The organism is Nocardia sp. CC201C (assembly GCF_030010695.1).
Lineage (GTDB): Bacteria > Actinomycetota > Actinomycetes > Mycobacteriales > Mycobacteriaceae > Nocardia > Nocardia otitidiscaviarum.
On the sequence record NZ_JASCXP010000509.1, the window covers coordinates 1 to 4,517 of the forward strand.

3 protein-coding genes are annotated in these 4,517 nt (G+C 69.3%); 1 reads left to right on the plus strand and 2 read right to left on the minus strand.

Features of this window, described 5'->3' with window-relative positions; translation table 11 throughout:
• The coding region (locus QK444_RS32835; RefSeq protein WP_282785940.1) for an FAD-dependent oxidoreductase at positions 1–557 on the plus strand (557 nt) is incomplete at its 5' end.
• Positions 558–833: 276 nt separating this feature from the next.
• Here QK444_RS32835 and QK444_RS32840 read toward each other — a convergent pair.
• Together QK444_RS32840 and QK444_RS32845 are read right to left on the minus strand one after the other, a co-directional pair.
• Positions 834–2,636 carry a hypothetical protein gene (locus tag QK444_RS32840; RefSeq protein WP_282785941.1) on the minus strand — a complete coding sequence of 601 codons (1,803 nt, stop codon included), beginning with the start codon at positions 2,634–2,636 and terminating at the stop codon, positions 834–836.
• Between the two features lie 147 nt (positions 2,637–2,783).
• A partial coding sequence (locus QK444_RS32845) for a molybdopterin cofactor-binding domain-containing protein (RefSeq protein WP_282785942.1) occupies positions 2,784–4,517 on the minus strand: 1,734 nt, incomplete at its 5' end.

Consider the following 4,517-nt stretch of genomic DNA (forward strand, 5'->3'; position numbering starts at 1 on the left):
GCTTTACGCCGGGACTGCCCGGTGATCGCGACCAACTCGTACAGCGGATGCCGATGGGCCGGGTGATCAAGGTCAATGTCGCCTATGACGAACCCTTCTGGCGGCGAGCGGGTTTCAGCGGTCAGGCCAACAGCGACCGGCGTCCGCTGGGCACCGTCTTCGACAACACTCCGCGCGACGGCGCACCCGGTGTGCTGGTCGGATTCCTGGAGGGACGGCACGCCGACGCCGCGGCGCGCCTGGACCTCGCCGACCGCCGCGCCCGGGTCATCGACGACCTGGTCGGCTATTTCGGCCCGCGCGCCCGCGACCCCATCGCCTACCTCGAACGCGACTGGGCCGAAGAGGAATTCAGCCGCGGCTGCTACGGGGCCTTCACCCCGCCCGGCGCCCTCACCCGCTTCGGTCCGGCGCTGCGCGCGCCAGTCGGCCCCCTGCACTGGGCGGGCACCGAAACCGCCACCCGCTGGGCCGGATACATGGACGGCGCGGCCGAATCGGGCCACCGGGCCGCGCGGGAAGCCGCCGCCGCGGCCGCCCCGCGTCTGACCGCGTGAAGCCACTCGGAAGCCGTGGCCCGCGTGTGACCGTGCGCGTCACTCGGGAGCTGTGGCCCCGCGTGTGACCGTGTGCGCCACTAGGGAAGCCGCTGGCCCGCACGTGACCGCGTGAACCGACCCCACGCAGCCGCCCGCATCGTTGTACGGCCCGCGTGCGATGCCGTGGCGGTGGCGGGGTCGATCGTCCGCTGTGCGGTTCGACGATTCGGAACGGGCCGTGCGCGAAAGGAATCCGCGCCGTCGTCGCGTATCGCCCGGCGGCTCGGAGTCGGTTCAGCGGGCGCTGGCGCGGAACGGTTCGGTCGGAGCGCCGAGATTCGGTGCGCCCAACAGGTCCTGCGACGACAGCGCGTAGATGCCGTCATTGGTCAGCAACCAGACGATCTTGCGGTCGTACTCCACGTACACGCCGTGCGTCGGATTGCTCCGCGCCCAGTCCTCGGTCTCCGGACCGAAGGTGGGCGGTGCGAAGTATCCGGCGATGCGCGGGCGGTGCGGATCGGAGACGTCGAAGAACTGCGCTCCCGCGTTGTAGAAGTCGTAGACGAGCAGTCCGTCCTTCGGGTCGCCGGGGGAGGTGTAGTACCCGCTGCGCTTGGGACCGAAGCTGCCGCCGCGCTGGCAGAAGTCGGTCACCACGGCCTCTTTCGGCGGTGTCGGGCGGGGCAGCCGCCCGACGATGCGCGGATGCGCCGGATCGCGGGCATCCACCTGGAAGATGTCCTTGTAGGGCTCGTAGCAGTCCTCGGACAGCGGATATCCGCTCAGATAGACCATGCCCGTCCGTTCGAACTGCGAGACGTCGATATTGTCGGCCTCGGTTCCGGCGACCGACATCGGGACGTCGAGATGGCCGATCTCGCGCAGATTCGCCGGATCGGAGATGTCGAGGATCGACATGCCGAGACCGCCCAGGGCCGCGAATCCGTACCTGCCGCCCTCCTCGACCGGCGTGGGAATGTAGAGCGGATTGCGCGAACCCATCCACGAGGTGCGGTTGCCGCAGCGGGGATTGGTCCGGTAGGCGTCCTCCTCACCGCGCACCGTGCCCTCGCGATGCCAGGTGTCCAGCAGTCGGGGGCGGGCGGGGTCGGCCATATCCCACGCCTGGAATCCGTTGGCGTACAAGTACGTCGGATACTCCTGCAACGACCAGTCGTCGCTGGGCGCGGTCGCGATGAACATGTAGCGCCCACCGTCCCACTGCGGGACGTCGAGGGATCCGGAGCCCTGCTGCGGTGCGCCGAGATCGGGTGCGAGCGGATCCCGCTGGTGTTCGTCGGTGCTCACCGTCGCCAGCAGCTGCCAGTCCCGTTTCCGGGGGCCGTTCAACTTGTAGACCTTGAACCCCTTGAGTTGGGTGTCGGCCCGGGCGGCGGCCACCCCGGCGGGCGCGGCGTACTTGCTGTGCTCGGGGGTGTCGCCCATCCAGAACGGCACCTGGCGGCGCATCTCGAAGCTCTGCACCATGATGTAGCCGTCGTACCGGTCGCTCCACTGGATGGTGGAAGCGCCCCAGAAATCACCGGCGGCCCAATCCTTTCCGGCGACGGCCTCGTCATTCCCGTCGACACCCGCCACATCGTCGCGCGACAGCGATTCGACCACCCGCACATCGGTGACATCGGTGATGTCGTAGACGCGGGCCTCGCTGCGGTCGTACTGGAACATGTAGCGCCGACCGTCGAAATCGACGATGTTCTGCCAGGAGTGGAAGGGATCGGGGGTGAAGCGCGCACCCGGATAGTGCGCTTCCACGGTCACATTGTCGCTGCGGTAGGTGTTCGGGTCATAGCCGCCGGTCTCGGGGAACAGATCCTCGCCGCCGCCCGGGAACGGATGCTGCTCCTCCTCGTTCACGTAGGTCAGCGACGGATGCAGGAACGACCCGTCGTGCTGCATGCCGTAGCTGCCCGGGTCGATCGCCGCCGGACGCCTGTCCTCGCACACCAGCGGGATCTCGGGATCCGCCCGGGCGACGTCGGCGCCTTCGTCGTCCACGATCCGGGTGACCAGCACCCCGCCCGCCACAGCGACGACCGCCAGCCCGGCGGCCCATCTCATTCGCGATTTCACGGCACCGAGTCTGGTCAGCGTGGGCCTTCGGCGGTTCCTCCGCGCAGGCGGCTCCCGGCCGCCGGATTCCGCCCCGGCGGCTCTTGTGCCAGCGGATGTGATGTGATATTTGGTCGGACCGACGCCGCTGCGGCGTGCGGACGAAGGTCAGGGCGTCATCGGCTCGGCGAGCAGATGTTCGATGCGGAGCGGGATCTCGCGGATGGTTCGGCCGGTGGCGTGGCGCACCGCATTGACGATCGCCGCCGCCGCGCCGACCATGCCGAGCTCGCCGAGCCCCTTGACCCCCAGGGGATTCACCACGGAATCGGCGACCTCGACGAAGGAGATGTCCACCTCCGGGGCGTCGGCGTTGACCGGCAGCAGGTACTCCAGCAGGGAGGAATTCGCCCAGCGACCGTCGCGGGTATCGGGCAGGCTGGCCTCCATGAGGGCCTGCGACAGTCCCCAGTTCATCCCGCCGAGCACTTGACTGCGGGCCAACTTGGCATTGAGGACGCGGCCGGGGGCGAACGCGCCGACCATGCGCCGCACCCGCACCAGGCCCAGATCCGCATCCACGGCGACCTCGGCGAACTGCGCGCCGAAGCTCATCCGGCCGTAGGGCAGGTCCTGCGCCGGGGGATGCCAGGTGCCGATGGTCTCCACATCGGTGAGATGGTTGCGGGACAGCAGATCCGAATATGCCTCGGCCACACTGGGATCGGACTTCAGGCGCAGCATGCCGCCGCCGCCCTCGATGGCGTGCGCGGGCAGTCCGTGCAGGACCGACTCGGCATCCGCCACGGCCAGCGCGATCAGCTGGGCCAGCAGTTCGGTGCAGGCGGTGTGCACCGCCGCGCTGATCATGCCCGCGCCCATGGAGCCCACGGCCGCCGCGATATTCGGATAGTCGGTATCGCCGATATCGACCCGCACCCGTGCCCAGGGGACGCCGAGCGCATCGCCCGCCACCTGCGCCATGGTGGTCGCCACCCCGGTCCCGAAATCCTGGGTGCCCGCCTGCACGATCAGGGAGCCGTCGGCGAGCAGGCGGGCGTGCGCGCGCTGCGGCTGACCGGGCAGGAAGACCGGGTACCCGGCGGTGGCCACACCCCAGCCGATGAGCCAGTCGCCGTCGCGGCGCATCCTGGCGCGGCGGTCGCTCGCCGACCAGCCGAAGCGTTCGGCGGCCAGGTGCAGGCATTCCGCGTAGCCGTCCGAGGACCACGGATGCCCGCTCTCCGGATCGAGCGCGGCGTGATTGCGCAGCCGCAGTTCCACCGGATCGATCTCGATGGCGTCGGCCAGCTCGTCGATGGCGCACTCCATGGCCACCATGCCGGAGGTCTCCCCGGGCCCGCGCATGAAGGTGGGCGTCATGGTGTTGCCGCGCACCAGCCGGTAGCGCCCCTCCCAGTTCGGGATTCCGTACGCCTGCCCGGCCACGCCCAGCGACAATTCGGCCCAGTCGTCGAACGGGGAGGTGACCGACAGCTTGTGGTGCCGCAACCCGGTGAACATGCCCTCGTTGTCGCAGACCAGCGTGACCCGCTGCTCCTGTTCCTCGCGTAAACCGGTGCCGTAGAACATCTGCTCGCGGGTGAGCACCAGTTTCACCGGCCGTCCCAGTTCGCGCGCGATCATGGGTGCGAGCGTCACATGCGGCCACATCATGGCCTTGGCTCCGAAACCGCCGCCCACGTAGTGCGCGATCACCCGCACATTGCTCGGTGAGATGCCGAGGTAGGCGGCGATGGTGGCCTGCGTGGCGCTCACCCCCTGGGTGGCGTCGTACACCGTGACGGTATCGCCGTCCCAGACCGCCGCCGTCGCCGAGCATTCGATCGGATTGTGGTGGTTGGCGGCGAAATGGTAGGTGGCGTCGACGGTATGGGCGGC